The 5259-nt window shown below is 66.6% G+C and carries 5 protein-coding genes; all 5 read left to right on the top strand.

What is annotated here, in order from left to right; all coding sequences use genetic code 11:
• Positions 1 to 263 precede the first annotated feature (263 nt).
• Positions 264 to 1604: a proline--tRNA ligase gene (gene proS, locus A3728_RS11280; protein WP_067923591.1), complete on the top strand. Its 1341-nt coding sequence runs from the start codon at positions 264 to 266 to the stop codon at positions 1602 to 1604.
• Between the two features lie 112 nt (positions 1605 to 1716).
• Complete coding sequence (locus A3728_RS11275; RefSeq protein WP_067923588.1) at positions 1717 to 2223, top strand: DUF2937 family protein; 507 nt, start codon at positions 1717 to 1719, stop codon at positions 2221 to 2223.
• A gap of 75 nt (positions 2224 to 2298) precedes the next feature.
• Entirely contained in the window at positions 2299 to 3594 is a 1296-nt protein-coding gene (locus tag A3728_RS11270) for a lipoprotein-releasing ABC transporter permease subunit (RefSeq protein ID WP_067923585.1), read from the top strand.
• Positions 3587 to 4270 (top strand): ABC transporter ATP-binding protein, encoded by a 684-nt coding sequence (locus A3728_RS11265; protein ID WP_067923582.1) that lies wholly within the window; start codon positions 3587 to 3589, stop codon positions 4268 to 4270. Before A3728_RS11270 ends, A3728_RS11265 begins: the two co-directional genes overlap by 8 nt.
• 147 nt (positions 4271 to 4417) lie before the next feature.
• A partial coding sequence (locus A3728_RS11260) for an Ldh family oxidoreductase (protein ID WP_067923579.1) occupies positions 4418 to 5259 on the top strand: 842 nt, incomplete at its 3' end.

Genomic DNA, 5259 nt, shown 5'->3' with positions numbered 1-5259 from the left:
TTTCATGGATCACCGGCGTTTCGCGGGCGGGTTCGTGAATGGACTGCATGGGCACCTCCGGCAACTCGCGTTCCGACAAAGCGGATATTGACTGCCGGGTCAACGAAAATGCGCGCAGCTTCCAAATGACCCCAAATCCCGGGGGGGCCGGGGGGCTGGCCCCCCGGTGCGCGCGCCCGGTCGCCGAACCGCGATGGCGATTGTAACGTCACCTGCTTTGGATTAACCCCGGCAACGACCGAGTGTTTTTCAGGAGCCGCCCCATGCGTCTGACCAGATATTTCCTGCCCGTGCTGAAGGAAAACCCCAGCGAAGCACAGATCGTGAGCCACCGGCTGATGCTGCGGGCGGGCATGATCAAACAGGCGGCGGCGGGCATCTATTCGTGGTTGCCGCTGGGCTTCAAGGTACTGCGCCGGATCGAGGATATCGTGCACGAGGAACAGGCCCGCGCGGGGCATCTTGCCATGCAGATGCCCACGATCCAGTCGGCGGATCTGTGGCGCGAAAGCGGGCGCTATGACGCCTACGGCGAGGAAATGCTGCGCATCAAGGACCGCGGCGGCCGCGACATGCTCTTTACCCCCACGGCGGAGGAGTTGGTGACGGACATCTTCCGCGCCCATGTCGGCAGCTACCGCGACCTGCCGCTCACCATGTACCAGATCCAGTGGAAATTCCGGGACGAGATTCGCCCCCGCTTCGGCGTCATGCGCGGCCGCGAATTCCTGATGAAGGACGGCTACAACTTCGACCTGACGAAAGAGGATGCGCTGCACGCCTACAACCGCCACCTCGTCAGCTACCTGCGCACCTATGAGCGCATGGGGCTGCAGGCCATTCCCATGCGCGCGGATTCGGGGCCCATCGGCGGCGACGACACCCATGAATTCCTCGTTCTGGCGGAAACGGGCGAATCGGAGGTCTTCTACGACAGCGCGGTCACGGACCTCACCTTCGGGGACCGGGACATCGATTATGACGACAAGGCCCAGTGCGCCGCGATCATGGAGGAGTTCACCCGCCTCTATGCCCGCACTGATGAAACCCATGACGCGGCCCTTTTCGACCAAATCCCTCAAGAGCGACGCCGCACCGCGCGGGGCATCGAAGTGGGGCAGATCTTCTACTTCGGCACGAAGTATTCCGACGCCATGGGTGCCACCGTTCAGGGCCCCGACGGCAAGAGCGTTCCCGTCCACATGGGCAGCCACGGCATCGGCGTCAGCCGCCTGCTGGGCGCGATCATCGAGGCGTCGCATGACGACAAAGGCATCATCTGGCCAGAGGGTGTCACCCCCTTCCACGCGGGTATCGTGAACCTCAAGCAAGGCGATGCGGAGGCCGACGCGGCCTGCGAGGCGCTCTATGCCGATCTGGTCGCGGCGGGGCTGGAGCCGCTCTACGACGACCGGGACGAACGCGCAGGCGGCAAGTTCGCGACAATGGACCTCATCGGGCTGCCGTGGCGGTTGACCGTGGGGCCGCGCGGGCTGAAGAATGGCGTGGTCGAACTGACCTCCCGGCGCACCGGCGAAAGCGAAGAGCTGCCTCCCGCCGCCGCCGTCGCCCGGCTGTCGGACATCTACAAGGGCATCGTCTGAGGGCGCTGCCGCATCATCGCCCTTCATCAGCAGGGGCAGGGGTGGGGAGCATGCACGTGACCCGAACCGACCATGATCCGGTCCCGCCCCGCGCCCGCGCCGGGTCGGCCCGATGATCTTGCGTGCGCTGGTCCTCGCTCTGGGGGTTGCGGGCGGGCTCGCCGGATCCCAGTTTCCCGAGTTTTCGCAGCAATATCTGCAACGGCTGGGCGGCGCGGTGGATGCGCTGGAAGACGTGGTCGCGGATTTCGACGCTTCCGCCACGGCGGTCGGTCTCGACCGGACGGGGGCGCTGGCGCAGATGCGCGGCACGCCTTTCATGGAACGCCGCCGCATCGACATGGCGCGCACCTTCGCCCGCTATGACGCCCTGCGGCGGGACCTTGCGATGCTGGAGGGCGAAGGCCCCTTCATGCGGGCCTACCGGCTCCCCTATATGTCGGACCCCGAGATCGCGCGGGCCGCATGGGCCGTCTACCAACCCGCGATGCCGCTCACCTTCGCGGGGCTGAGCTTTGCCGGGGCAGGGGCGCTTCTGGCCGGGCTGCTGGGCTGGGCGCTGCTGCGCATGTTGCTTTGGCCCCTTCGTCGGAGTAGGGGGGCTGCGGGGGCGGGCTGACCGCGTGTTTCGCATCGCCCGCCGCCTACCATCCCGCGCCCGCGCGCAGCCCTGTTCACCACCGCGAGACCGCATATGGCCAAGACCCCCTCGAAACCCGCACCTTTCGCGCCCTTCGAATGGATGATCGCATGGCGTTATCTCAGGGCACGGCGGGCAGAGGGCGGCGTCAGCGTCATGACGTGGATCAGCCTTGCCGGGATCACGCTGGCGGTTTTCGCGCTGATCGCCACGCTGGCGGTACGCTCCGGTTTCCGCGCCGAATTCGTGGACACGATCCTCGGTGCCAACGCCCATGTCACGATCTACAACCTCGGTGAGGTGTCCGAGACGGGGCAGGTGGACCGCACCATTCCCGATTACGCCGAAATGGCGGCCCGCGTGGCCGGGGTAGAGGGCGTCACCCGCGTGGCCCCGCTGGTGCGGGGGCAGGTCATGGCCAACATGCGCCAGCAGAACGCGGGCGTCGAAGTCTACGGCATCGCGCTGGAAGACCTGAAGACAATCCCGCGCATCGCGGGGTCGGAGAACGCGCGCGGCGATATCGACCGCTTTGACGAAGGCATCGCCATCGGCACCGGCGTGGCGCAGACGCTGGGCGCCGAAGTGGGCGACATCATCAAGCTGATCTCTCCCAATGGGGTAAAGACGGCCTTCGGCACCAGCCCGCGCGTCAACGGCTACGAGGTAGTCTATATCTTCGAGGCGGGCCGCTACGACATCGACCGCACTCGCGCCTACCTGCCGCTGGCCGAGGCGCAGTCCTTCTTCAACCGCGAAGGTGTCGCGACCGAACTGGAGGTCATGCTGGAAAATCCCGAGGCGGCGGACGATCTGGCGCTGGAGCTGTCGCTCGTCGCGGGGGAGCGCGCACAGGCCTGGACATGGCGCGACGCCTCGGGCTCCTTCCTGTCGGCGCTGGATATCGAAGACAGGGTGATGTTCGTGATCCTCAGCATCCTCGTGCTGATCGCCGCCATGAACATCGTGTCGGGCCTCATCATGCTGGTGAAGAACAAGGGCCGCGACATCGGCATCCTGCGCACCATGGGACTGACCGAAGGATCGGTGCTGCGGGTCTTCTTCATCTGCGGGGCCTTCACTGGTCTGATCGGCACGGCGCTGGGCGTGATCCTCGGCGTGCTGTTCGCGCTCTACGTGGATCAGATCTTCGCCGCCGTGAACTGGGCCTCGGGGGGCACCGCATGGGATGCCTCGATCCGGGGCATCTATTTCCTGCCGGCCAAGCTGCAACTGGGCGACGTCTTGTCGGCGGTGGCCCTGTCGCTGGGCCTGTCCTTTATCGTGACGATCTTTCCCGCGCGCCGCGCCGCGCGCATGAACCCCGTGGAGGCGCTGCGCTATGAGTGATCAGGTATTGGAACTGAGCGGCATCGCGAAGGTCTACAACAAGGGCGCGGCGAACGAGATCAACGTGTTGCGCGGCGTCGATCTGACCGTGCAGGCGGGCGAGGTCGTGGCGCTGGTGGCGCCTTCGGGCGCGGGCAAATCCACGCTGCTGCACATGGCGGGCCTGCTGGACACACCCGACGCGGGCAGCATCCGCATTTCGGGCACCGAGATGACGGGCCTGTCGGACCGCCGCCGCACCGCCGTGCGCCGCGCGGACGTGGGCTTCATTTACCAGTTCCACCATCTTCTGCCCGAGTTCACGGCGCTGGAAAACATCGTGCTGCCGCAGCTCGCCCATGGCGTGGCGCGCAGCAGCGCCGAGGATCGCGCGCGCGTCTTGCTGGCGGACGTGGGCATCGCCGCCCGCGCCGATCACCGCCCGGCGGCGCTGTCGGGCGGCGAACAGCAGCGCGTGGCCTTTTGCCGTGCGCTCGCCAATGCGCCCAAGCTGCTGCTGGCGGACGAGCCGACGGGCAACCTCGATCCCGGCACCTCCGACCAGGTGTTCAACGCGCTGATGGCGCTGGTGCGCGGCACCGGGCTTGCCGCCGTGATCGCGACGCATAACCTCGACCTCGCGGCCCGGATGGACCGGCAGATCAGGCTGGACGGCGGGCATCTCGTACCGGTCTGACCCGGACCGCCGCATTGGCCTCGTCTGCGCACAACTCGCGCGTGCAAAGTCTGGCGCAAATGACCCCGCATCAACGCGGCGCTTGACCCCACGGCAGTGCTGCGAGAAAGTCATTCCCGGCGCCATTCCCGCGCCGGGGGGACGCGCATGGTTCAGGTATCGTTGAAAGAAATCGAGACTGTCACCCAGACGGCTCTGATGGCCCATGGGGCTGACGCCTTTCCGGCGGCAGAGGTGGCGCGTGCCGTCGCCATCGCGGAAAGCCACGGCAACCGGATCTGCGGGCTCTACTATGTGGAGAGTTATTGCCAGCAGTTGCGCAGTGGCCGTGTGAAAGGCGATGCGCGGCCAGACGTGCGCACCCTGCGCTCGGCCGTGGTACTTGTCGATGCGGGTTACGGTTTTGCCCAGCCGGCCTTCAGCTACGGCTTGCCCGTGGCGCTGGATGCCGCGCGGCAGGCTGGTGTCGCTACGCTGGGCGTGGGCAAGGCGCATACCTGCACATCGCTGGGGTATTTCACCGAACAGATCGCGCTGGCCGGGATGATCGGCATCGGCTTTACCAACGCTTCGCCCATCGTCGCGGCACCGGGCGGCAAGACCCGCATCATCGGCACCAATCCCATCGCCTTTTCCGTGCCGGACGGGCAGGGCGGGGTGGCGATGCAGTTCGATCAATCCACCACCACCGTCGCATTGGGCAAGATCACCATGGCCAAGGCCGCCGGAGAGAGGATTCCCGAAGGCTGGGCGCTGGATGCCGACGGCAACCCGACCACGGACCCCGAAGCGGCGCTTGCCGGCTCTCTGGTGTCGATCGGGGCGTACAAGGGCTGGGGCTTCGGGCTGATGGCCGAGATTCTGGCCGCCGGCATGGCGGGCGGGGTCCTGTCGCAGGACGTCAAACCGCTGAAGGCGCCCGAGGGCGCGCCCCACGATCTGGGGCAATATTACATCGTCCTTGATCCCGCGACCGGCCCGAACTTTGC

This window comes from Sulfitobacter sp. HI0040 (genome assembly GCF_001634885.1).
In the GTDB taxonomy this organism is placed as follows: domain Bacteria; phylum Pseudomonadota; class Alphaproteobacteria; order Rhodobacterales; family Rhodobacteraceae; genus Sulfitobacter.
This window is presented reverse-complemented; position numbering and strand designations above follow the sequence as displayed.